General features: G+C 41.8%; 17 protein-coding genes and 5 pseudogenes. 11 read left to right on the forward strand and 11 right to left on the reverse strand.

Annotated features, from left to right (window positions below; translation table 11 throughout):
• Positions 1-36: 36 nt before the first annotated feature.
• The 3 genes from V7K21_RS08535 to V7K21_RS08545 all read left to right on the forward strand — a co-directional run bounded on the left by V7K21_RS08535 (position 37) and on the right by V7K21_RS08545 (position 1,643).
• Positions 37-474 (forward strand): DoxX family protein, encoded by a 438-nt coding sequence (locus tag V7K21_RS08535; RefSeq protein WP_335173300.1) that lies wholly within the window; start codon positions 37-39, stop codon positions 472-474.
• Between the two features lie 22 nt (positions 475-496).
• Positions 497-1,063, forward strand: a complete 567-nt coding sequence (locus V7K21_RS08540; protein ID WP_335173302.1) for a DUF2808 domain-containing protein — start codon at positions 497-499, stop codon at positions 1,061-1,063.
• A 160-nt stretch (positions 1,064-1,223) separates the two neighbouring features.
• Entirely contained in the window at positions 1,224-1,643 is a 420-nt protein-coding gene (locus V7K21_RS08545) for a Uma2 family endonuclease (RefSeq protein ID WP_335173303.1), read from the forward strand.
• A 175-nt stretch (positions 1,644-1,818) separates the two neighbouring features.
• Here the strand turns inward: V7K21_RS08545 and V7K21_RS08550 are convergent, their stop codons facing one another.
• The 5 genes and pseudogenes from V7K21_RS08550 to V7K21_RS08565 all read right to left on the reverse strand — a co-directional run bounded on the left by V7K21_RS08550 (position 1,819) and on the right by V7K21_RS08565 (position 5,132).
• Positions 1,819-2,397, reverse strand: coding sequence for a Uma2 family endonuclease (locus tag V7K21_RS08550; RefSeq protein ID WP_335173304.1), 579 nt, complete (start codon positions 2,395-2,397; stop codon positions 1,819-1,821).
• Positions 2,398-2,646: 249 nt separating this feature from the next.
• On the reverse strand, positions 2,647-3,108 hold the full coding sequence (locus tag V7K21_RS08555) for a cupin domain-containing protein (protein WP_335173305.1): 462 nt from the start codon (positions 3,106-3,108) through the stop codon (positions 2,647-2,649).
• Between the two features lie 24 nt (positions 3,109-3,132).
• Positions 3,133-3,468, reverse strand: coding sequence for a hypothetical protein (locus V7K21_RS08560; protein WP_335173307.1), 336 nt, complete (start codon positions 3,466-3,468; stop codon positions 3,133-3,135).
• Positions 3,469-3,838: 370 nt separating this feature from the next.
• Positions 3,839-3,997: pseudogene (locus V7K21_RS30620) on the reverse strand (pentapeptide repeat-containing protein); the annotation flags it as partial.
• Positions 3,930-5,132 carry an nSTAND1 domain-containing NTPase gene (locus V7K21_RS08565; protein WP_335173309.1) on the reverse strand — a complete coding sequence of 401 codons (1,203 nt, stop codon included), beginning with the start codon at positions 5,130-5,132 and terminating at the stop codon, positions 3,930-3,932. The gene V7K21_RS08565 and the pseudogene V7K21_RS30620, both read right to left, overlap by 68 nt.
• A 134-nt stretch (positions 5,133-5,266) precedes the next feature.
• On the opposite strand from V7K21_RS08565, the gene V7K21_RS08570 reads away from it, so the two are divergent.
• The 3 genes and pseudogenes from V7K21_RS08570 (at position 5,267) to V7K21_RS08580 (ending at position 7,812) form a co-directional block, all read left to right on the forward strand.
• Positions 5,267-5,665, forward strand: a complete 399-nt coding sequence (locus tag V7K21_RS08570) for a CU044_2847 family protein (protein ID WP_335173311.1) — start codon at positions 5,267-5,269, stop codon at positions 5,663-5,665.
• Positions 5,662-5,898: pseudogene (locus V7K21_RS08575) on the forward strand (glycosyltransferase); the annotation flags it as partial. The gene V7K21_RS08570 and the pseudogene V7K21_RS08575, both read left to right, overlap by 4 nt.
• A gap of 360 nt (positions 5,899-6,258) precedes the next feature.
• Positions 6,259-7,812 carry a mercuric reductase gene (locus V7K21_RS08580; protein ID WP_335173313.1) on the forward strand — a complete coding sequence of 518 codons (1,554 nt, stop codon included), beginning with the start codon at positions 6,259-6,261 and terminating at the stop codon, positions 7,810-7,812.
• A gap of 46 nt (positions 7,813-7,858) precedes the next feature.
• Here the strand turns inward: V7K21_RS08580 and V7K21_RS08585 are convergent, their stop codons facing one another.
• Positions 7,859-10,885 (reverse strand): PA14 domain-containing protein, encoded by a 3,027-nt coding sequence (locus V7K21_RS08585; RefSeq protein WP_335173315.1) that lies wholly within the window; start codon positions 10,883-10,885, stop codon positions 7,859-7,861.
• A 1,175-nt stretch (positions 10,886-12,060) separates the two neighbouring features.
• Here V7K21_RS08585 and mgtE point away from each other — a divergent pair.
• A pseudogene (mgtE, locus tag V7K21_RS08590) lies at positions 12,061-13,383 on the forward strand (magnesium transporter).
• Between the two features lie 69 nt (positions 13,384-13,452).
• Here the strand turns inward: mgtE and V7K21_RS08595 are convergent.
• Both V7K21_RS08595 and V7K21_RS08600 read right to left on the reverse strand, forming a co-directional pair.
• Entirely contained in the window at positions 13,453-13,710 is a 258-nt protein-coding gene (locus tag V7K21_RS08595) for a hypothetical protein (protein WP_273768621.1), read from the reverse strand.
• A 432-nt stretch (positions 13,711-14,142) separates the two neighbouring features.
• A complete protein-coding gene (locus V7K21_RS08600; RefSeq protein WP_335173317.1) occupies positions 14,143-15,006 on the reverse strand; it encodes an SDR family oxidoreductase in 864 nt (287 codons plus the stop codon).
• Positions 15,007-15,736: 730 nt separating this feature from the next.
• Between V7K21_RS08600 and V7K21_RS08605 the strand changes: the two genes are divergently transcribed.
• The gene (locus V7K21_RS08605) at positions 15,737-17,338 is read left to right on the forward strand and encodes a peptide ligase PGM1-related protein (protein ID WP_335173319.1); all 1,602 of its coding nucleotides are present in this window, start codon (positions 15,737-15,739) and stop codon (positions 17,336-17,338) included.
• Positions 17,339-18,087: 749 nt separating this feature from the next.
• Here V7K21_RS08605 and V7K21_RS08610 read toward each other — a convergent pair.
• The gene (locus V7K21_RS08610; protein WP_335173329.1) at positions 18,088-20,001 is read right to left on the reverse strand and encodes a protein kinase domain-containing protein; all 1,914 of its coding nucleotides are present in this window, start codon (positions 19,999-20,001) and stop codon (positions 18,088-18,090) included.
• Between the two features lie 570 nt (positions 20,002-20,571).
• On the opposite strand from V7K21_RS08610, the gene V7K21_RS08615 reads away from it, so the two are divergent.
• Positions 20,572-21,843 (forward strand): DUF4255 domain-containing protein, encoded by a 1,272-nt coding sequence (locus V7K21_RS08615; protein ID WP_335173331.1) that lies wholly within the window; start codon positions 20,572-20,574, stop codon positions 21,841-21,843.
• Between the two features lie 32 nt (positions 21,844-21,875).
• A pseudogene (locus V7K21_RS08620) lies at positions 21,876-22,848 on the forward strand (ATP-binding protein); the annotation flags it as partial.
• A gap of 315 nt (positions 22,849-23,163) precedes the next feature.
• Here V7K21_RS08620 and V7K21_RS08625 read toward each other — a convergent pair.
• Positions 23,164-23,967, reverse strand: a complete 804-nt coding sequence (locus V7K21_RS08625; protein ID WP_335173335.1) for an SAM hydrolase/SAM-dependent halogenase family protein — start codon at positions 23,965-23,967, stop codon at positions 23,164-23,166.
• A 111-nt stretch (positions 23,968-24,078) separates the two neighbouring features.
• On the opposite strand from V7K21_RS08625, the gene pirA reads away from it, so the two are divergent.
• The gene (gene pirA / locus V7K21_RS08630; protein WP_335173337.1) at positions 24,079-24,234 is read left to right on the forward strand and encodes an arginine synthesis PII-interacting regulator PirA; all 156 of its coding nucleotides are present in this window, start codon (positions 24,079-24,081) and stop codon (positions 24,232-24,234) included.
• Between the two features lie 167 nt (positions 24,235-24,401).
• Here the strand turns inward: pirA and V7K21_RS08635 are convergent.
• Positions 24,402-24,785, reverse strand: a pseudogene (locus V7K21_RS08635) (Uma2 family endonuclease); the annotation flags it as partial.
• Positions 24,786-24,795 lie beyond the last annotated feature (10 nt).

Below are 24,795 nucleotides of genomic sequence, written 5' to 3' on the forward strand. Positions count from 1 at the left end.
AAGTAATAGAAACAAGTATATAATCAGACAAAACCGATGAATAAGTATAAGGAAATATTACGTGTCGTCCTTGCAATATGCATCATTGTGGTTGGAGTAACACACTTTATTATTCCAGAACCATATGTCAAAATTATGCCGCCGCAACTTCCTTACCCTTTAGGATTAGTTTATCTCAGTGGCTTTTATGAAATTTTGGGTGGTATCGGCTTATTAGTCCCGCCTGTAAGTCAAGCTGCTGCATGGGGACTTATTGCTCTTTTTATTGCGGTTTACCCCGCCAATATCAATATGGCGGTTAATCATATTAAGTTAGAACATATACCAAATTCACCTTGGGTACATGTAATCAGGCTTCCCCTTCAAGCAGTTTTAATTGCTTGGGCTTGGTGGTACACGAAATCTTCTTATTCGGAAAAACAAGCTTCTATCATTCCTAAGTCACTCATTCCCAAAGAACTAAAATTGAAATGAGTGCGTTTTTTATATCTGAATCATGCGTGTTGCAACTTTGTTTGGGATAACACTCTCGTTAGGAATAAGCATTGCAGGAGTGACCGTTCCGGTGACTCAAGCTGTGCAGCTTAGAGATGGCATAGTCTACTTTGTCCAACCGCCGAAACTCGTTAACGCGACAACTACTTACAAAGATGTGAATGTTTGGGGCGCAACTTATTATTTTACTATTAACCTGCCAGATAATGCTGGAGAATCCCTCCAGAAGGTAACGATCGCCCAGAGGGAGGGATCAGAAAACATCCGCTACGATCTTAATGATACTTACGCCTTTGTCGGAAAAAGCGATCGCAAAGAAACGCGACTTACACTAGGCGCAGTCATCAGGGAACGCAAGACACGAACAGTTACTGTGAACTTCTCTCCACCTGTGACTCCAGGACAGACAGTCACAATCGCCCTCCGCCCTGTGAAGAATCCGAGCTTTTCTGGTGTCTATTTACTAGGTGTGACAGCGTTCCCAGTGGGTGAAAAATCCCACGGACAATTTCTCGGCTTTGGACGGTTTCAGTTTTACAGCAATGGTAGAGGCTGGGGGTTTCCATAGGGTGCATTCCGTCAATCCTATGAATAAGGCAAGTTTGTGGAATCGGGACAGCTTAATCTGATTGAGAACCAATCCGGCAAGTGAGCGATCGCTTGCAAAACTTTGGAATAACTCTATATCTAAACAGTAGAATTAATGTGCATATAAGGAAAGTGTTTTTATGAGCATCCCACTTATAGACCAGCCCACAGAAGAAAAAATGGTAACTCTCAAGGATGTTTCTTGGGAGCAATTTAAAGGAATTGAGGCACAACTTCAAGACAACCGCAATGTTAGACTCTCTTATTTGTTAGGAATCTTAGAAATTATCTCACCCATTGGAGATAAACATGAAAAAGTGAAAAGTACTGTTGGCTTGCTACTAGAAGCTTACATGAAAGAGTTGGGCATCCGGTTTTACAGACGTGGTGGTTTCACTTTGGAAGAACCTGGTTATGCTTATGGTACGCCAGATGAATCTTACAGCATTGCAACAGAAAGGGAAGTTCCTGACATTGTGATTGAAATTATTGTTATTAGTGGAAGCATTAACAGGAAGGAGTTATACAAACCTAAAAAAGTGCCTGAAGTCTGGTTTTGAAAATCTAACTTTATCAAAATATTCCGTCTTAACGAACAGGGTGAATATGAACAAGTAAACCGGAGTGGATTTTTTCCAGATTTAGACCCAGCTTTACTGCTGCATTATATCGCCATGTCTGACCAGTACGATGCTGTTGTTGAATTTGAGCAGGCGATCCCAAATCAATAAATATTTATCCCCAGATTATTTGTAAATTTAAAATAAACCTTGGGAAAACATCTTCTCCTGATAATTCTTGTGGATATGCTAATATTTCTACTGGTTGACCAAGACGAGAAATTTCTACCTGACGCATTTTCGGATTAATTAACCAACCTAATTTAACTCCGTTATCGATATATTCCTGCATTTTGGCTTGCGTATCCTGCAAGCGATCGCTTGGTGACATTAACTCTAAAACGAAATCTGGTGCGAGCGGCGGAAACTTTTCTTGTTCTTCAGGTGTGAGTGCATTCCATCTCTCTTTTCTTATCCAAGCTATATCAGGAGAACGGTTTGCACCATTGGGCAGTTTAAAGCAGGTAGAAGAATCGAAGCAAATTCCTAGTTTAGTTTGGCGATTCCAAATCACAAAATCAGCATTAACTTCTGAGTTACGATTTCCAGTCTCTCCGCCTGTAGGTGGCATTATTAGTAATTTTCCCTCTGCATTCCGTTCAAATTTGACTTCAGGGTTTTCCCGACAAAGTTGATAAAATTGGTTGTCGGTGAGTTGAATGATCGGGTTTAGGTTAATGGCGATCGCACTCATGGGGATTATCCTGGGAATGACATCAAATATTAGCTAAATTGTAAGCGAACTTGTAGGTAGCGTTGGCGTAGCCCACCGTAGTACCGCAAGGCGGAAGTCAAAAGTCAAAAGTCAAAAGTCAAAATGAATACAGCGTAAGCGTTTCGTTGATTTGGAATGGGTTGTTTATTTCCGCCGCGCTGTAGTAGGTATCGCTTTTCAATCACAGATCACCTGATTGAGAACCAATAGACTAAATTAAGACTAAATTTAATAGGGTGTGCCATCGTTACGAATAAGTTTTCTAGACTTACCATCAGGGCTAGCTGTTGTCATCAAATTTTCATCAGGGTAAGTAACTTTGTCATTGGGAGTACGATCTCCTACCTCTAAATAAATAGCAACCACCGATGAGCGATTTACGAAATGATGTCCATTTGCCTTACCTGCGGGAAATCCTGCTGCTATTCCCGGTGTGAGAATTTCTGCACCTCTATCTGTGACTAATGTCAGTTCACCTTCCAAGACATAGATAAACTCATCTTGATGAGAATGCCAGTGTCTTATAGAAGAATAGCTTCCAGGCTCTAACTTTACCAGATTTACTCCAAAGTTCTGCAATCCTGCAAAGTTACCTAACTGTTGCCGTATTCTTCCTGCAACCATTGGCTTGAACTCATCAGGGTGATTTGTGCGTATTTCACTAGGTACTTCTTGGGGATTAATAATCATTAAATTACCAATTGAGAAACAGATTTATTGTGAATTATTGCACTTAATAATTGCTCTTTGATGCCATTTTTTCAGATGAGATGCAGAGTTCGCGGAAGTTGCTTCAAGGTTCGCAAAAGCTGCTTCAGGGTTCGCAAAAGCTGCTTCAGGGTTCGCAAAAGCTGCTTCAGGGTTTGCAAAAGCTGCTTCAGGGTTCGCAAAAGCTGCTTCAGGGTTCGCAAAAGCTGCTTCAGGGTTCGCAAAAGCTGCTTCAGGGTTCGCAAAGGCTGCTTCAGGGTTCGCAAAAGCTACTTTAGGGTTCGCAAAAGCTGCTTCAGAGTTGACGGAAGTTACTTCAGGGTTAGTTTTTGTTTGCTGCAATCGCTTAATTATAAAAACTCATTGCGAGCAAAGCAATCTCCGAAAAGAGCGATCGCTCTTGAACACCATTTTTTAAGACTAGATGCAGGGTTAGTTTTTGTTTGCTGCGCTCGCTTAATTATAAAAACTCATTGTGAGCGAAGCAATCTCTGAAAAGAGCGATCGCTTAATTATAAAAACTCATTGCCAGCAAAGCAATCTCTAAGTCTTGTGAGCTTTACTCGCTCTGACAAATAAATCTTTTTGTTTAGCCCATAGATGCAAATAAGACCGCAAAACAACTACTTTTAGTCGAATAATAATGTAGAAAAAGTTTGCAGAAAGTTGCATTGCAGGATTGGGTAAAAGTAAAAACGCAACCCCAAAGTATTCACTTAGCTGGTTCTGGTGGTAAACCGAGCTTGGCACGAAAATCGTTTTCGTATTTTACCTCCTCCCAATTTTTAGCAGATTGAACTTGCTTAGAAGTAAGGTTTCTGGCATAGCTGAGGTCGGCAAAACTGACTTTGGCACCGCTGAGGTTGGCATAGCTGAGGTCGGCACCGCTGAGGTCGGCCTTTGGTAATCAATTCTTCAGCTTTTGCTAACTGTGATGCGCGTTCAATATCTGATAATTCTAATTCTATAAATGCCAGTGCTAAATTTTGTAAGGGGTTAATCCCTGGTCGAAATATTTTCAACTGCCAAGTTTCACTACCCGATAACCTGTGTCCTAACTTTAATTGATAAAGTAAACCCGCTCTGACAACACTAGACTTGCCACTTCCTGATGCTCCCAACACAGCGAGGAAATTACCCGATCGCACTTTTTCTAATAATTCGTCGGTTAAAGCTGTTCTGCCATAAAATAAGTTGGCATCTGCTTCTGTGCAATCAAAATAAGACAACCCTTTGTAAGGACAAATAGCTGATATCTGTATTGTGGAGTTAACAAGAGAGGAATTCCATTTGTGGGTGAAATTAATTGCTTCACCAGAGTTAGCAAAAATGGGACGCTGGGGGAAGGAGTGATGTTCTTGATTGAGCAAGTCTACTAAGGTGTAGTTACTCACCCAACGGTCTTGTTTTGGTTCCAAACCTTTCAGCAGTGCGGCGGTGAGAACGCTGTGTTGGCTGTTAATTTCTTCAAAAGCTACTTCAAAATCACGAGAAGCAGCAATAAAACACCTGTCTCTACCTTTACCCCGATCGCCTGGATCTGCCTCAGCAAAATTTAGCACTTCCCCGCTAAAGCAGCAATCCAAAATCACAATTTGTTGTCTGACTTCACTTTCTTGCAGCAGTCGTCGCAGCCATTGTAAAGATAATCCCCAATTACCTGTGTCAGGATTGACTTCACTCGTCGGTAAATAACCTTCCTGAATTCCTAAATTTTTCCGCAATCCATGACCAGAAAAATACAGTAGCGCTGTATCTGGCGGCTTCCCATCTGGTTTAAATAATTGGACTATGGCTTTTTCTAACTGAGTTAAAGCAACTTTGGTTTGTTTACCAATGCGAATCGTCTCATTTTCCTTATCTTTGACTGCTGGGAGCCGCGTTACCTGAAATTCCCCATATTGTTGTAAGATTTGAGCGATCGCTTCAGCATCCGCAGCTGGTGCGTTGAGACATTTTAAGCGGTCATACGTATTAATTCCCATTACCAAAGCGTCTCGACTCATCCTGGAAAGCCCTATGATAGTTGTGCCGAATTATTTCCGGCTTATACAAGAAATTTACCGCATTTTCCGTAAAAATTTGTAGGTTACTACAGCTGTGCTACCTTACACGCAATTCTTTTATCCAAGATTTACCCATGACTCAACTCACACCTATCCAGTTAGAAGATGGCACGATTATTTACATTGAAGCCACAGATAATGTAGATGTACCACCAGTTAGCATCAAATCCCCACAGGGAGAGGAAGAAGCGCTAATTGATAAGGGATGGGATGCTGATGTTGCACAAAAACAGATAGTGCAAAATTTCCAAGCAATTGAAGGTACAATCCGGGCTTACACTGTTTATACACTCAATGCTTTTAAGAAAATTCCTATTGCTAATATTAATAAAGTCACTCTTGAATTTGGCATCAAAGTTGGTGGTGAAGCAGGTATACCTTACGTAACGAAAGGCACGGCTGAGAGCAATCTTAAGGTAACAGTAGAGTGTTCATTTCCTGACCAACTGGAAAAGAAAACTCAGCAATCATGAGTCAGAATATTGGTGCTGCCAAAATTTTTATTATTATTCCGGTACTCAATGAAGCGGGGAATATCAAAGAAGCGATACCTACGGTGGGCTACGCCAACGCAACTACTCAACCCAGTAAAGATATAGAAGTAATCATAATAGATTCTGGCTCAGAGGATGGCACAGTAGAAATTGCTCAGTCTTTAAGTGTCAAAGTTATCTCATCGTCTCCCGGTCGGGCTGTGCAAATGAACCAGGAAGTGAGTAGCAATTAAAAGTTCAGGCGTTGCTGAATTCAGCGATGAAAATGATTTTGCCTGATTTCAAAAACCTTCTAGAGACACGAAATTACACTTCGTGCCGCTTTTAACCCGTCTCTACACCAATATCTAATCAGCTAAGGATAAATTATCCATTGCTGAAACCTTTATACAGGAAAGCTTCAATAGAATCTGTCAATTCCAGACGGACAAAACAGTTGAAAGGCTGTATTCGTTGTTAAACAACCATTAACAATAAAAGATTGAGCCGCCTAAATTTATCGGAATTCTTAATTTTGAATACCGCAAAGGCGTTGACTTGAGCATTTTTAATTCTCAAATGAGGTTCCACCAATGTCCAATTCAGATTTAGAGAGAGTCACAGTTCGCCCAATGGATGAGTATAACCAAAAGTTGGTGTCTCACGTCCATCCGCCAAATTGGGTTAATCCTCAACCGGCAGATGTTTACGACTTGGTAGTAATTGGTGCTGGTACGGCGGGATTAGTGGTGGCGGCGGAGGCGGCAGGTCTGGATTTGGGTTTAAAAGTGGCGTTAATTGAAAAGCATCTCATGGGTGGGGATTGCTTAAATGTTGGTTGCGTACCATCTAAAACTATTATTCGGTCTGCCCGCGTTGTTGGTGAAATCTGGGATGCTAAAGATTTGGGAGTTAATATTCCCCAACATAATAATATTGATGTTGATTTTCCCAAAGTCATGGCAAGGATGCGGCGGATAAGGGCTAGTATCAGCCATAACGACTCGGCGGAACGCTTCTCATTCTTGGGTGTTGATGTCTTTTTGGGTAGCGGTCGATTTGCAAGTAAAAATTCCGTGGAAGTTGGCGACAAAACCCTCCGATTTAAAAAAGCTGTAATTGCTACTGGCACTAGAACTGCACAACTGTCGATTCCGGGAATTGAAAAGGCGGGTTATCTAACTAATGAGACGGTTTTTTCCCTGATTCAACGACCGGAACGTTTGGCGGTGATTGGTGGCGGCCCCATTGGTTGCGAATTGGCACAAGCTTTCCGGCGTTTGGGTTCTGAGGTGGTACTTTTCCATAGCGGTTCTCATCTTCTGAATAAAGAAGATGCTGAGGCTGCTGAAATTCTCCAAAAGGTTTTGATTAGCGAAGGAATTCGCGTGGTACTAAATTCCAAGTTGGAAGAAGTGGTAACAGTTACTCAGGGGAAACGGCTTTACTTTTCCTCCAATGGTCATCGAGATTCGGTAACAGTAGATGAAATTTTAATCTGTGCGGGGCGATCGCCAAATGTGGAAGGTCTGAATTTAGAAGCAGTGGGGATAAAATATGATCAGCGCCAAGGTGTGAAGGTAAACGATTATCTCCAGACGACGAATCCCAAAATTTATGCAGCTGGCGATATTTGCATGAACTGGAAGTTTACCCATGCTGCTGATGCAGCGGCGCAGATTGTGATTAAAAATATGCTGTTTTCTCCCTTTGGCTTAGGACGCTCCAAACTTAGTAGTTTGGTGATGCCTTGGGTAACTTATACTGACCCAGAAATTGCCCATGTAGGGTTGTCTGAACCCGAGGCGCAGAAATTGGGTATTGAGGTGACGACAATTAAGATACCTTTTAGTAGTGTAGACCGAGCGATCGCAGATGGTGAAGAGTCAGGATTTCTCAAAATCCACCATAAAAAGGGGTCTGATAAAATTATCGGTGCAACTATTGTCGCCAGTCACGCGGGTGAGATGATATCAGTTGTAACTACGGCAATTGTGAATAAGATCGGTTTGAGTAAGTTAAGCAGTGTAATTCATCCTTATCCCACTCAAGCCGAAGCTATTAAAAAAGCAGCTGATGCTTATCGTGATACACTTTTGACATCAAATACCAAAAAATTGTTAGGATTTTTGGCAAAGTTATCTTGACCAAAATCAGTGAACAGTCATCTGACTGTTCACTGTTATGTTATCTCTAAACAGGTCGGAAGCGATCAATGTTGCCGTTTACGATGTCTGCGTAATACAGATTGCCATCCTGCCCAGTAGTGATTTGTACAGCCACTCCTTGTTTTTCTGTCAGGGTAGCAAACCGCTTAACTGAGACAAATTTGCCCTGACTATCGAATGTCAAAGCATCGATAGTTCCTTGACTGAAATCACCAACAAATAAGGCACCTTGATAAATTGAGGGGAAAGTATTGCCTGTGTAAAAGTCACCCAAAACAATCGAATTGGAACTAAAATGCTTGTAGGTGTAAACTGGTGCTGTAACAGCTTTGCCACTACTATAGAAGGCTTTCGCTGCATCTAGGTCATCATAGTTTGGTTGTTTCAGGCTGACGATATTGCCATTCGCATCAAGGCCACCTTCAAAAAACGGCCAGCCAAAATCAGCTCCTGGTTTTCCGACATTGACCTCTTCGTAAAGATAGTAACCAACATCACCAATAACAGGGGTATTAGTCTTCTTATCAATTGTGAAACGGAAGGGGTTACGCAAACCTAAGTCATAAACTTTGGAACGATTGCTATTGGGATCACCGTTGTAGAAAGGATTACTTGATAGGCCTTTACCAGTAATCGCATCAATGTGCAGGATCTTGCCAGACAGACTATTGACATCCTGGACACGGATTGCTCGGGGGTCTATCCCATTGTAGGAAGTCCCATCTCCTATACTCACAAACAGAGAACCATCAGTACCAAAGCGCACAGAACCAACTGAGTGAGATTCACTATCGTTGGCTATAAAATTCTGAACATTTTCGACTTTATCGAGATTATTCAGATAATCTTGCAAGCTGGTAAACCGCTTGCCAGTATCTTTGTTGATAATTCCTGATGGTGCGTAGCCAAGTGAGACATTTGTACTATTTCCATCTGGGTGGCTGATATTATCCCAAGTGGCATTAGTACCCAGCAGCACAACTTGGCTACCAGTAATGGCAGTAGTGTAATTAGTCTTGGGGTCAGCTGTTACCCGAATTAGCTGTGCAGTCCGATTCCCATTCTGATCGGGATTGTCCAATGTACTATTGGGATTGTTCTTAGAATTGTTTGGATCGGTTTCTGGTGGATCGTAGGTATACAAAAGGTAAACATAGTTGTTGCCGTTTGGATTTTTGCCAAAATCTGGATGTACGGCAATGCCTAACAAACCGCGATCGCGCGTATCATTAACTTGTCCAGAAATATCAATAAATGGTGTTGATAATAAGGTGCCGTTGTCCAAAACTCGCACTACTCCATCTTTCTGGGCAATGAACATGCGCTTACCGTCAGATGTCCAGTCAAAAGCTGTGGGTTGAGTCAAACCAGAAGCTACCGTATCGAAAGCAAAGTTACCAGAGTCATTATCAATAATAGTGACAGTTGTTTGTTGAGTATTTAGTTGCACTCCAACTGCCTTACTGAACTTCAAAGTAAACGTTTCATTTTGCTCCCCAACGGTGTCATTAATAATGGGGATAAGAATATTCTTACTGGCTTGTCCTGCTGCAAAGGCTAAGGTTCCAGATACAGGCTTGTAGTCAGATCCAGCTTTAGCAGTCCCATCCACGGTTATGTAGTCCAGACTAGCAGCCCCCAAGGCATTACCTCGTGTAACTGTCACCGTAGCAGTACCCGCATCCTCATTAATTACTGGCTGAGTAAAATCGAGGCTAGAGCGATCATTATCTTGAATCGTAATTCCGATAGTTCTTTGGAGTCCTAATGTTGCCCCCCCTGGCTGATCAATCACAAAATTAAAAGTTTCATCTGGTTCTGCTAATGAATCGTCATTGATCGGAATGGATATCTGTCTGCTGCTTTGTCCCGCTGCAAAAATAAGTGTTCCAGCACTTTCGGTGCCTTCACTTCCGTAGTCAATTCCTGCTGTGGCAGTACCAGCTATGGTTGCATACTTGATTGAAGATGTGCTGCTTAAATCACCAGTTCTCAGCAAAGTTATGGTAACACTACCACTGCCTTCGTTCACAGTTGTAGAAGATGATCCTAAGGTGATACTGGGCTGAAGGACTGGTGAATATAGTTGGGACTGAGGAATGATTTCCTTTGCCTGAGAGGAACTTGACCAAGCCAGTTTGGAAACGGCATAGTTGGTATTTTCGTAGTACTCAAGTTTAATATCGTACTTCTGACCTGCAACCAGTGCGATCGAGCCACTAGATTCTGTGGCAGATTGATCGACAAACTGATTGATGATTTGCTGACCATTGACCCACAGTCGCACACCATCATCAGCAGTAGTGTAAAACTTGTAAGTCTCGCTGTACTTGGCTTGCACCTGACCTGTCCAACGCGCTGAGAAGGTATCAGCACCTATGGATGGATTTGGAGAACCTTGGCCCCAGTTAAAGTTCACCGTCGGATCTGTGCGAGTTACCTTCAGGTTGGTGAAGTCTTTGTTGTCGTAGTACTCGGCTTGGAGTCCGTTGCCATTAGCAGGTGTGTTGACATTACTATACAGTTGGGACTGAGGAATGATTTCCTTTGCCTGAGAGGAACTTGACCAAGCCAGTTTGGAAACGGCATAGTTGGTATTTTCGTAGTACTCAAGTTTAATATCGTACTTCTGACCTGCAACCAGTGCGATCGAGCCACTAGATTCTGTGGCAGATTGATCGACAAACTGATTGATGATTTGCTGACCATTGACCCACAGTCGCACACCATCATCAGCAGTAGTGTAAAACTTGTAAGTCTCGCTGTACTTGGCTTGCACCTGACCTGTCCAACGCGCTGAGAAGGTATCAGCACCTATGGATGGATTTGGAGAACCTTGGCCCCAGTTAAAGTTCACCGTCGGATCTGTGCGAGTTACCTTCAGGTTGGTGAAGTCTTTGTTGTCGTAGTACTCGGCTCGGAGTCCATCTCCTTGAGAGAGCACGCTGCTGCTAGACCCGGAAATACTGAGTTGTGCCTTATCTAGACCAGATGATGGAGCAGCAATTGTTGGACTTGCAGATGTTGACAATTGTTGATTCTGTGAATTCATTGAAATATATGCCTCAAAAAAGAGCTAAAACTAATACCATAATCAATGCTTTAGGATTAGGTTTCTGTTTGATATTTTCAAGGTTTAAATGCGTAATAATGCTAGGTTTAAATATATTAATAAGCTAATATTTATTAGCTTATTAATGAATGCTTATCCTATTTCACTTAATTACTGATACAAATTCTTCCTTTGATGTATTTTCCTTTCCTCATCTGCTTTACTACTGTGCTGTTTATTTGGATAAACATAAAAATAAGAGAGCATGACGTGACATATTTTCCTATATCTTCTCTGAAAGCAGATATATAGAAAAATGTATATGACCAAAAATATTAGAGATTACTTGAAGGGCGTATTAGTCCTTATGAATCTTTGTTTTGTTTCAACAAATTTCTGAGTTTTTGATACATATAAATTCAATTTGGTGAATTTAATCAAAGAAAAATTAGAAATCACCATTATTGAAAGCTTCTAATCTTACTGATATGCAGGTGCATTAAGTTTGAGTGAAGCAACACCCAATCAGGGCGGATACATACTTAAGTAGTTAAAAATGAGAAATTTACATATTTTAGTTTAAGTATTGTTTTTAGATTAATCAACTACACATTTGACACTAGATCACAATGTTATGTCTATCTTTTGTGTGAAACTTTATTTAAAAATTCACATTGATATATACCTTTTTAAAGTAATATCAAATTTTTGATGATCTTTAAATAAACTTGTCAACCTATCGAAATAATCCCATGTTTTTTATGCAGATAAATAAAAATTATATAAAAGTTGTATAAAGAAGACTTTTTTATATTTAAAGATTTGAAAAAGTATTTATCTTTACTTGATATTAACTGTAAATTTATATCTTTGTTACAAGAACCATATAGTACTAACCTAAAGTCACTGGAGCGAAAAGTTTTGCAAAAGCCTCACCAATCGTGCATTTAAGTTAGGGAATACAATCTGCTGGAATTAGCCGATGATCGTACTTTTCTCCTCTCCCTGTTGTAGGTGAACTATACCAGCGTCCGAAACCCTGATTATTTCGTTAAGTTATAAAAGGTTTCAATTTACTCAAAGTCGGAAAAATTACAAGTTTGACGTTGTACATTCCCACTTTCTCTTAGGCTAGGGGCAGCAACCTTGTTCAAACTGGCTGAGGAAAGTGGACTTTGACTGAGACAAACAATTTAATCTACCATCTAGAATCTCTCACGCAGGGAATTGCGAGATTTAGTGCGGACTCAGCTGCAAATGCTCCTAGAAGCGGGGGCTTGCAGGGAGCAAAAGCTATTCTCGTACCTGTGCTGCGGATATTGCCCGATTGAGGGTTTACCAAAAGCAATGCACGCTTTGGCTTTTCGCTTGCTTTTCAAGGATGAGGCGATCAAAGTTTATGAATATCTCGACTACAGTGTTCAAGAACGGTTAATTGAGGAACTTAAAAGCCAGGAAGTCCACGATATTGTCGATCAAATGTCGCCAGATGACCGAGCTAGGTTATTTGATGAATTACCCGCAAAAGTCGTCGATCGCCTGCTAGAACAACTCAGCCCAGCAGAACGTTACAGCCCAACTATTGGGTTATGAAGCTGATACTGCTGGGCGAATCATGACGCTAGAGTTAATCTTGCTGAAAGAAAACTTTACAGTATCTCAAGCCCTAGAGCAAATCCGCACTTTGCTAATGCTAATGAGATGATTTATTATCTTTATGTCACTGATGCAGAAAGGTGCTTAACAGGGATTGTCTCGTTACGGGAGTTGGTCACGTCTGAGCCTGAGCAAATTATTGGCGAAATTATGACCCGTGATGTGGTGTTTGTCCACACTGATACAGACCAGGAAGAAGTTGCAAGATTAATCTGAAGATATGACTTTCTGGCTGTACCTGTGGTAGATCGGGAACAGCGTCTAATAGGTATTGTTACCGTGGATGATATAATTGATATTCTGCAACAGGAAACCACCGAGGATATATATGCCTTGGGTGGTGTGCAGTCGGGGGGCGACAATTATTTTCAGATGAATTTACTATAAATTGCTCGGAAAAGGGTTGTGTGGTTATTGGTCTTACTTGTAACCAATACCATCACAGGAACAATTGTTAAGTCGCAAGAAGATCTATTGGTAAAGGTGGTAACACTGACAGCGTTTATGCCATTGCTGACTGGTACTGGTGGTAATGTGGGTGCCCATTGCAGGTAATCGACCCGGAGGTGATCGCTGGGGTATTATTGGGAGGAATGTTAGGTACGATCACTACTGTCTGGGCTTATTTTCTCCAAGGACGATTAGAAGTAGCGATCGCTGTAGACGCTAGTCTGGTAGCGATTTCTATTTTAGCTTCTATTTCTGGTTCAGCATTGCCGTTTCTATTTCGCTACCTTCGTTTAGATCCGGCATTAATGTCAGCATCATTTATCACCACAGCAGTTGATGTTGTTGGCGTTTTGATTTACTTCAATTTGGTGCGGGTAATTTTAAAATTATGAATTATGAGTTATGAGTTAAATATTTTTTTAATTCAAAACTCCTAACTCCTCACCGCTGACTCTTAACTTTTACAATTCTGATTCCGTATCTGGAGCAACAATTTCGCCAGTACCCAATTGTAATATCGCATCCTGGTCAGTAATCAATCCGCTGAGTTCCTTCACTTGTAAATTCATTTCTTCACAAGCTTGTCTCAGTTCTCGTGCAAATTTGTTAAGGTCTTGACCATAGCCACATTGATAAGCAGCAGTTTCAATTCCTTCCTTGGCATTTGCTCTAGCACAATCTACTAGTTCCGTGCCATGCAGGGGTGTAGGAGATGCCATAGACGTAGTTATAATTTCTTAAATGTTTACTGCTAGACAGATTATCAATATTTCCATATTGACTCATCCCTCCAATGGAAGACAATTAGGGTCAATCAATTTTGGATTTGGTATTTTAGGTTTTAGATTGACCCTAGCAATCAAGTCAGGGGCAAGTCAAGTAATTTTGGATTTGGGATGATATAATTATTCTTGTGTTTTCATTTAGGGGCAACTCTTAGAGATGCTGCGCTAACAAACATATATTAAGTAATGGAGCGCAAGAATATTCAATTCCATTATCCAAAATTTAAACATTGTAAATTCGGTAGAGTTAGGAGTTAAAAGCTGAAACTTTATAACTCTAGATTTCAAATACCAACTTAGATTTTTTAATTTGGGATTGAAGGAAAAACCTAAAATCCCAAATTGAATGACTCCTAACTATTTTACTTAGCCATTGACAACTTCTCCACCATTAACATGTAACACTTGTCCAGACATATAAGAACTATCATCAGAGGCTAAAAATACGTAGCTAGGAGCAACTTCTTCTGGTTGTCCGGCTCGTTCCATTGGTACTTGTTTTCCAAAACTCTCAACTTTATCTTTGGGAAAAGTTGAGGGTATTAAAGGTGTCCAAATAGGTCCTGGTGCAACAGCATTAACGCGAATTTTCTTTGATATCAAATTTTGTGATAAAGAACGAGTAAAGGCAACGATCGCACCTTTTGTGGAAGAATAATCTAGTAGTTGTGGGTTACCTTTATAAGCTGTTACCGATGTGGTATTGATGATAGAACTACCTGCTTGTAAGTGCTTGAGTGCAGCTTTAGTCATGAAAAACATCGAGAATATATTAGTGCGGAAAGTGCGCTCTAGTTGCTCTTTGGTGATTTCCTCGATACTTTCTTGAGGATGTTGTTCTGCGGCGTTGTTGATCAGAATATCGAGTTTGCCAAATTCACCAACTGTTTGTTGTATAGCTTGCTGACAAAAAGTTTCATCGCCAATATCGCCTGCGATAGTTACTGCACGACGCCCTTGTTTTTCTACTAAATGTTTTGTTTCTTTGGCATCGTCATGTTCATTCAGGTAAAAGATCGCCACATCTGCACCTTCTTTAGCAAATGCGATCGCTACAGCACGACCAATACCACTATCTGCACCCGTAATTAATGCTACTTTATCTTGTAACTTGCCACTACCCCGATACTGGTCATCATCTGCTTTGGGTTTTGGTGTCATTTCTGATTCAACACCTGGTGTTTCCTGTTGCTGTGGTGGTTGTAATTTTTTCTCTTTTGATTTAGGCATAGGTTTTGTCTTGGTAATTGAATATTGAATATTGAATTAGATGTGGGGCATTGGTTATTCCCCGTGTTCTCCTTGTTTCCCTGATTCCAACAATTTTCATTCCAAAAGTAAACCTCGGATATAATTTTCGATCCAAGGTTTGTTTTTTGCTTTGGCTCCCGCCATTTACAATTTTAGGCGTTTATACACCCAAATAGTTGGCAAACGTACTTATTGCTAGCAACTAAACACGGCTTACATCATTTATCTTCACAGTTAATACACGCTAGAAAGCTGATAACGAAAAATTAGTACACAACTTTCATCATATGAAGGGTTTCTCGTTTTCACCTGCTTTCAAGTTAACTATTATATTGCTCTAATTTATCGCTCTTAAGAGGTAAAATAACTGAATTTAACTCAATCTTAAGACGGAGACTCAATTAATTAAATGATAGTTACTTAATCTAGAATCCTCTCTATCGGCTCAATAATCGTGCCATTTTCGAAAAATAAAAATAAAGATTTCAATGAAAATAAAATTTTATACTTTATCACTTCGTGTTTGCAAAAGTACTTACCATAATGCCATCGATATTTCTTAATCTTAATATTTATTTTGGCTGATATCTGTATAGCTATCTTCTTACAGACTAAACTCCTTACAAAAGTATCTGACGACTAGTCCTGAAACTAATAATCCAAAAGCCTGCATGGTGCGCTACATTGAAATCATTTGAGGGCAGGGGTTATGGCAATAGAAAATATTTCCGAGTTAGAACAAGTTGAAAAGTTTCGCAACTTACAATTAACTCTACGCGGTCGCTGGAAAACCAGCGAACTATTTGATAATAGTGAAGCAGATATTTTAATTATTCCCTCTCTGAGTATCGACCAGGGGGAACTCCAAAAGATCGAAGGCTGCGAGCATTATGAAGAAAGATTACTATTTTCCTTGATCCGGTTGCAGAATCCCCGGACTCGGCTGATCTATGTGACATCAGTACCACTGCATCCTAGTATCATTGATTATTACTTGCAACTTTTGCCAGGAATTCCCTTTTCTCATGCTCGCAATCGCTTGCTGCTACTTTCTACTTACGATTCCTCCCTTAAGCCTCTGAGCCAAAAGATTTTAGAACGCCCCCGCCTGCTAGAGCGGATTCATCAAGCTTTAAGGCTAGACAAATCGTTTATGATCTGCTACAACTCTACAGAGTGGGAAGGCGAATTGTCTGTAAAATTAGGTGTACCACTGTATGCAGCCGCACCAGATTTACAGATTTGGGGGACAAAAAGTGGCAGTCGGCAAATCTTTGCCGAAAGTGGAGTACCTTATCCAGATGGCACCGAAAAAGTTTGGAACCACACAGATTTGGCAGAAGCTACTAGTGATTTGTGGGAACGCCAACCGACATTAAAACGGGTAGTGGTGAAACTTAACGAAGGCATTTCTGGAGAAGGAAATGCGCTGCTAGACTTTAGACCAATTGAGAATGTAGCACCAGGCAAAGGGACTCGTGCCGAAAGGGTAGCAGCAATTAGCGATCGCTTCTCAACAATGCGCTTTCAAGCAAAACAAGAGACTTGGGATAGTTTTTCGGGAAAAATGCCTGAGTTAGGGGCGCTCGCTGAAGCATTTGTGGAAGGGGAAATTAAGCGATCGCCCAGCGTCCAAGGAAGGATCACACCCAATGGCGAAGTGGAAATCCTTTCAACCCACGACCAAATTCTCGGAGGTCCAGACGGTCAGATTTATCTTGGTTGTCGCTTCCCAGCGGATGAAAGCTATCGGTTGCAATTACAGCAATTGGGATTGCAAGTTGGCAGAAAACTAGCAGAGAAAGGTACTTTAGAGCGGTTTGGATTAGATTTTATCGCCGTTGACAAGGGTAACGAAGACTGGGATATTCAGGCGATCGAAATAAACCTGCGTAAAGGCGGCACTACTCATCCATTCATGACCCTGAAATTATTAACAAACGGTCGCTATGACCTTTCCACAGGTTTATTTTATACCCAGCAAGGTCGTCCTAAATACTACATCGCCACCGATAATCTGCAAAAAGAGCGCTATCAGGGATTATTACCGAATAATTTGATGGATATCATCGCTGAACACAGATTGCACTTTGACAGTTGTAGTGAAACAGGCACAGTGTTTCATCTTATAGGTTGTCTTTCGCAGTTTGGCAAGTTGGGATTAACCAGCATCGGTGATTCCCCGCAGCAGGCACAAGACATTTATAACAAAGTTATTAAAGTTCTGGATGAAGAAACCCGCAGCAACAATCAGAATTTCTCGGCGTTTTCAGATTATTCCTTTCCCGTGGCTTGGGATGAATATAGTTAATAAATGTCGTTTGCAACATTTTTTTACCCCCTTTTTAAGGGGATCGCCATAGGAGAGGAAATCTTAACCGAACTGTATTGCGATGCCGTTCGCAAAGCGTCTCGTAGAGAAGGCGGTTCGCTTCGCGACCATCGCACTGGCTTGGCTATACAAAGGTAGTCAAAGCCTTCTCGCAGGGTAGTTAGCCTGCGCGGACTAAGGAAAAATTCAGGGATTGAAACCCACCTCTGTGGGTTTTGCCTCGTGTTGGGGAGCCAGTGTAGTCCATTGGTATCAACTTAAACTCAAACCCTTTTAAAACCTCGTTAAGAGCCACAGGCTGGAAATACTCTTCAATTGCGGTGCCGCTAGTCTTGAGGCAGAGTCTCTCATTCAGGCATTCACAGTCAGAGACTTTTGATAAGACAATCTCTGAAAGACTTATCTAGACTGGTTTTTACGTTAAGTTGACACCAATGAGCGCGGTTTTCTCCCTTAGCGCTAGCGTCTCCCCTTGGGGAGACGCTGTTCGCGTCTCTTGGGCAAGTCTTGCGACAACGCTGTTCGCGTTCGCCAACGGCATAGCAACTCTTAGAGAAGCCGCGCAGCGTCTCGTAGAGAGCGTCTGGGGGTTTCCCGCATAAGCGACTGGCGTCGGTGCCGACTTGTTCGCGTTAGCAAAGCCTCTCGTAGATAAGCGTCTTTGAACAGGAAAAGCAACTGGTGTACAGTTTCTAACCGCTCTTTTCACTTGAATCCTAATTAGATAATTAGTTCTGAATCCGTTCGTTATTAGGTAAACCTTGCTGGTTGCTTGGCTGTTTACGAGATTGAAATTGAGTATATATATAGGTTACTAATGCTAAAGTCAGCCCAATGGCTAAGACTACTCCCAGGATTCGCAAGAAATTGGGAGTAATTCTCGTAGCTAACTGCTCATTTAGCTTTGGTTGGTAAATAGTGTCATCCGTTCGCACTTGTGGTCTGCCTTGATTAGATGCAGGTCGTGGTTGATACAACGTCACATCTGGCGGCACTTGTGGTCTGCCTTGATTAGATGCAGGTCGCGGTTGATACAACGTCTTATCTGGCGGTACTTGTGGTCTGCCTTGATTAGATGCAGGTCGCGGTTGATACAACGTTTGATCTGGTGGTACTTGTTGCCCACCTTGATTAGACGCAGGTCGCGGTTGATACAACGTCTTATCTGGCGGTACTTGTGGTCTGCCTTGATTAGACGCAGGTCGCGGTTGATACAACGTTACATCAGGTTTGCTAGCGTTCGGATTATTCACAGGACTCTGTTGACTTTGTTCAACTGGGTTAAACTGTCTCGGAATGGTTTCGTTATTTGAACCTTGATTGTACCCAGCCTGAAGGGGAGGAACGCTTGACTCAGGTCGGTTTTGTTCAATCGGGTTAAACTGTCTTGGAACGGTTTCGTTATTTGAATCTTGATTGTGTGCAGATGGAGGACGAATAATGGTGTCGTCGTTCGATTGTCTTGGAACAGTTTCGTGATTTGAACCTTGATTGTGTGCAGATGGAGGACGAATAATGGTGTCGTCGTTTGATTGTCTCGGAACAGTTTCGTGATTTGAACCTTGATTGTAAGCAGATGGAGGACGAATAATGGTGTCGTCGTTCGATTGTCTCGGAACAGTTTCGTGATTTGAACCTTGATTGTAGGGAGGTTGCGATTGCCCAGTAATCTGTTGCGGTACAGTAGTCCCTGTGACAAATTTGGCAGTAGCTTGCAAAGCCTGATTCAGTTCTTCTACTGTTGCAAATCGGTTAGCTGGGTTCTTCTGGAGGCATTTCATCACCACCGCTTCTATTTGTACGGGTAAATTCTCACACCCTGATTGCGATCGCAGTGGTTTCGGTGGCTCATAAGCATGAGCTAATACCCAAGAAGCTTCACTGATATGACTACCTTTAATGCTGATTCCAAATGGATCGGCTGCACTCAGCATTTCATAAAGAATAATCCCTAAGCTGTAAATATCACCTCTAGCGTCCAGGTTTTTATCGCTTTGAATTTGTTCAGGAGGTGCGTAACGAAATGTCCCGATAAATGTACTAGTTATATTTGTAATGTTGGAATTTTCTAAAGATTCACTCCGAATTTTGGCAACACCAAAATCCAAAACCTTTACCCACTCTCCCAAATCTGTAGGCACTAAAAATATATTGTCTGGTTTGAGGTCACGATGAATTACCTGAATATGTTCAGTGGTTTTTCCGCCATCCCGTCGGAGAGTAACTCCTTGATGGGCAAGCTGTAGACCCTTGCAAACCTGCGCCATAATCTTCACCGTCCGTTCAACAGATAGCCGCTTTTCGCGCAGCAGTAGTTGTCCGAGCGTTTGCCCCTGCAAATATTCCATTACGTAAAATGGAAAACCTTCCGAGGTGACTCCACAGTCACTAATCTTAACAATGTGGTCACTTTGCAAAGCAGCACAAACTGCCACCTCACGCTCAAAACGCTTTCTCATTTCTTGTGATGCCACCAGCGTATCTTTGAGCAACTTCAACGCTACCTGCTGACCTACACGGGTGTCCATTGCCAGGAAGACTTCTCCCATGCCACCCCCGCCTAACCGTCGGTCTAAACGATATCGCTGATTATCACCTACGAAACGACCAATCCAAGAATTTGAAGAAGGTGGGGATTTCATCTGGGCAACCCATCCTAGTTACTTTAAAGTGTTAGCTTTAGTCAGAGATAGTACTAGTATTACAAATATAAGTGCTTGCTTCGTAAACTAAATAAATATTCGTAATTTATACTACAAGTATTTTTGATTATACTTAGATTAACATAAAAGTAATGCTAGCAATTTGATAAAATGTTTAAAATTAAGACCGATGACAGTTGAAATTTGTTCCTGATGTTAACTTAACGCAAATTCGACGAGGGTCGTCAGCGTGACTCTTTTTTAATCATTTTGAGCTATAGCAGACTCTACTCATCGAATTAAGGTTCTTTTTATCTGCTTATCTGCTACGAAGTAGTAGTGGATCAAGAAGTAATTGAGAGGTGGGATTGTTCGTAGTTTGCAGTTTATCACTAAAACGCAAACTACGAACCTAGCAAGTCAAGCTTGACAGACTAGTAGTTATTAATGTGCTTTTGTATGCCGTGCAGATAGTCTCCGTTACAGAATATTTCAAGTTTTGCAAAATATATTTTGTCAATTTGCTCTGACATACATGATTGATACGTGCTATTGCCATGAGGAATGAGAATGAGTAATGTGCTCTCTATAGCCGCCGTGACAGCAGTACTAAAAGTTTTGCTGGAAAATGGTTTAGTCAGTGATCCGATCACTGCTAGTGTTGGTGATGTAATTGTAACTGCCCTACCGCCTGATCGAATTTCAGTTGAAGCTGACGCACGTGCTCAACTGAACCTCTTTCTCTACCAAGTGACGCAGAATCGCAATGTCGATTGGGTATCTCAAGAATTTCGGAGCAGACACTCACAGATTAATGGAAAACCGCGCTCTTTGACTCCACCACTAGCTCTTGATCTGCATTACTTAATAACAGCTTACGGAGCCAAGGATTTTCAGATGGAGCTTTTACTTGGCTATGCAATGCATTTATTACACAAAACACCAGTTATTACATCTGATATTATTAAGAATACTCTGATAAATGCATCTACAACCAATACCTCAAGTGCTTTTTCGCAAGCTATGGCAGGTGCATCTGTATCTGATTTAGCTGAAGAAATTGGGCAGATCAAACTGACTCCAGAGTTTTTTAACATGGAAGAAACTTCTAAGTTATGGTCTGCTTTCCAAACGCACTATCGACCTTCAGCTACCTATTTGGCGTCAATGATAGTGATTGAGAGTAATAATGACAAGTCTGAAAGTTTTTACATGATGCCCTTGTCTCAACCGAATATAGAGCAAGTTATGGCTCCGGCAAAGACCGATCAAATAATTGTTGCAGGCACAACATTAGTAATTCGTGGCAAGCGGTTACGCGGTAAGATCACACAAGTTCGTTTGGGTAATACAGAGACATTAATAGTACCTCAGGAAGTCAAAGAAACACAGATCAGCCTGTTAGTCCCGCCAAATTTATACGCAAGTGTGCAGAGTGTCCAAGTTGTACATCTAACAATGGGCAATGCAGGGCAAACGGACCATTTAGTTGAATCAAACGTTGCGGCTTTTGTCCTCCATCCAACAATTACAGCATTCGTCACTCAAGTGGAAAATAGCGGCGATAATTTACGCGCAGCAGAAATTACCGTTAAATTTCAGCCCAAAGTTGGTAAGGCACAGCGGGTAGTTTTGCTACTCAATGAAGTGTCAGGTAATAGTCCGGTAACTTACTCATTTTTGGTTGCATCACGCACCGAAGATACTGATGCAATCACGATTCCTGTCAAAAATGTCAAACCAGGAACTTATATTGTCCGGGTGCAGGTAGACGGAGCCCAAAGTCCACTGCACAAGAATCAGTCTGGAGAATATGATTTGCCACAGGTGACAATTCTATGAATTGTCAACTCTAGGGCTTAAGCCTGTAGGTAATGCCTGCACAAGTCATTCCACTAGCATCTAGCGAGTTGGATAATCTCATCCGCCTATGGACTCGCGAGACGATTTTAAGTAACAGTGCCCTACTTCTAGACTGCAAAGAACTGGACACCAATGATCCGGCGCGGCTGAATGCGATCGCTCGTTTCATGGAATGCACAAAGGGCTTTTTAATCGTTACGAGTCAGGAACGGATAGGCTTATCACAACGCCTGGTAGTTAACTTTGACGTGCATCAACCAACTATCAAAGAACAAGGTGCAGTTTGGCAAGATGCACTAGGTGCGATTGCACCGCAAATGAATGGGCGGGGGTTGGGAATCAGCGCTCTATTTGCAAGTGCTAGCGGCACAGGTAAAACTTTGGGGGCAGAAGTGCTAGCCCAGAAATTGCGCCTCGACCGTTATCGTATTGACTTATCATCGGTAGTCAGCAAATATATTGGGGAGACAGAGAAGAATTTGCGCCGGGTGTTTGATGCAGCAGAACAAGGCGGCGTGATTTTGTTATTTGATGAAGCTGATGCCTTATTTGGCAAACGCAGTGAGGTCAAAGATCCCCGCGATCACTATGCAAACATCGAAGTCAGCTATCTATTGCAACGCATGGAAAGCTACTCAGGTTTAGCAGTCCTGACTACTAACCTGAAGAGTTCAATTGATACAGCCTTTCTGCGGCGGATTCGCTTTGTAGTGCAGTTCCCCTTCCCGGATACAACGCAACGAGCCGAGATTTGGCGACGCGTCTTTCCAGCCAACACCCCAACCGCAGACTTAGATGCTCTGAAACTGGCACGGCTAAATGTCGCTGGGGGTAATATCCGTAACATAGCCTTAACATGCAGCTTTTATAGCTGCCGATGCTGGGGAACCAGTGCAGATGAAACATGTGTTGCGGGCTGCTCAGGCAGAATATACCAAGTTAGAGAAACCTTTAACTGACGCGGAAGTTGGGGGGTGGATGTGATTTTACAGCTATTTTCAGGTAAATAGACCACGCTCTACGGGCACAGCAATGCTGTGCCCCTACGACACATGTGGTTCAAATACTTGAATTCTACTGTAACTTAGCATTAATCACACGAACCTTGGGATGAAAAGCATTCCTCTGTCTGATAACCCGCAACTTGGGTTAATTAGCTTTTTTTCTTGAGTACTAACTGCTGAATTAGCGTTACAAATCAAAATCAAGGGTGAATGTTCCGTAAGGACATCTGCCAACTGTGGAAAAAGGATATAACTTTAATGTTTATCTTGATGCGGCACTCACAAGGTGCGGTATTTAAGTTAGCACAACTTGAAGCGTTTCTTGCAAATCTAACTGTAACTGCGAGTGAGCATTGCCGCTATTAATGGCAATTTCTACCCAGCCGTGACTGCCAACTAAAGCTATTATCTCTCCTACGTTGACATCATTATACGTTTCACAGCCTGGTATACTCAAAAGGGCGGCTTGCACATACCAAGTTTTACCTTGTACGTAACTCCCTGCAATGTTACTCACTAAGTTGCCAAAATTGTCAATATATTGAATGCAACCCACTATGCCAGTGGTTGTCTGCTTGCACTTGCCTATATCTAGCTTTACCAAACTTGCTGGATCAATTTCTTGTCCTAGCTGTTTGAGGGAAACACCACTAGCAAGATTAGCTCCCACTGGTGCAAAGATATCTCTACCGTGAAAAGTCTTGCTTGGTTGACGAGTTCGCCAATAGTTAAGATTTGTGAGTTCGACGGCTGCGATCGCTGGACTTTGACTAAGTACCCCACTGAAGATACCATTATCTGGGCCTACCAGAAACCCTTGAGCAAATTCTACTGCGATCGCCCGTCGCTTGCTTCCCACACCCGGATCTACTACTGCCACATGCACTGTCCCAACTGGAAAATAGGGATAAGCATTCATCAAGCAAAACCTAGCTGCGGCGATGTCTTGCGGCGGAATTTGGTGCGTTAAGTCTACCACCCTCAGTCTGGGGTTGAGTTGAGCGATGACTCCCTTGATTATGCCTACATAAACATCGCGATCGCCAAAATCGCTTAAAAAAGTTAGGAGTGGTTGTTGACCTATCTGGTTCTTAGACATGTTTTTGATAAAATATATATTGAATAGAACTTTCTGTAGCAAAAGCTACAAAATCTGTGTTATATTAAGAATACAAGACATATAAACAAAAAATTAAACAGGGTAATCACTATGAGTCAAAATAGACTACAAAATGCCAGAAAATCACGAGAAGCTCACAGAGCGAATATTCAAAGAAGCCTAGAGCATCGCTTGCAAGTAGCCAGAGCAAAAGGCGACGAACAACTGATTCGTCAACTGGAAGCTGAGATGAGGTATTCCAGCTAAATCAAGTTTTCAATGTTCTTAGTTTGTTGTGTAACCCGCTACGGCGGGTTTTTTTTAGGGGGTTTCCTGGCAATTTTACTTTCAGAGCATTTTTCAATTAATTGGACTACATCACTCTCCATCCTCACACTTCTGGTTCAACACCTAAGGCTCGTAACTGTGTATTACCGCCCACGCAACTCGTACATCTGGAGAACTTCACCACCAAGTTGCCGAGTTGGGTCAAAGATAATGTAGTACATTACCCGCATCCTGGCATACTCTAAGATTTTTCGTCCTGTTTCATTGCCTTCTCGATTTGAAACAATTTCAATCACCACCTCTGGCGGTTTGCCAAACTCCCAAAAGAAATAAGAGCGATGCCGTTTTTCCCACCAGTTTTCAGCTACTTGTACATCCAGGCTCAAAAATACATCAGGTACAATTGGCGGTTGCTTGTTACTGGAAAACAAGCCCACATTGGCAACGACTAGAAACCCTTGGGTATTACTTGCCCCGTTCCAAGAACTGTAAAGGGTTTCTGTTAGTAAGCGTTGTTGTTCAGATGGCAGATTATACTGG

Source organism: Nostoc sp. (assembly GCF_036919595.1).
Lineage (GTDB): Bacteria > Cyanobacteriota > Cyanobacteriia > Cyanobacteriales > Nostocaceae > Nostoc.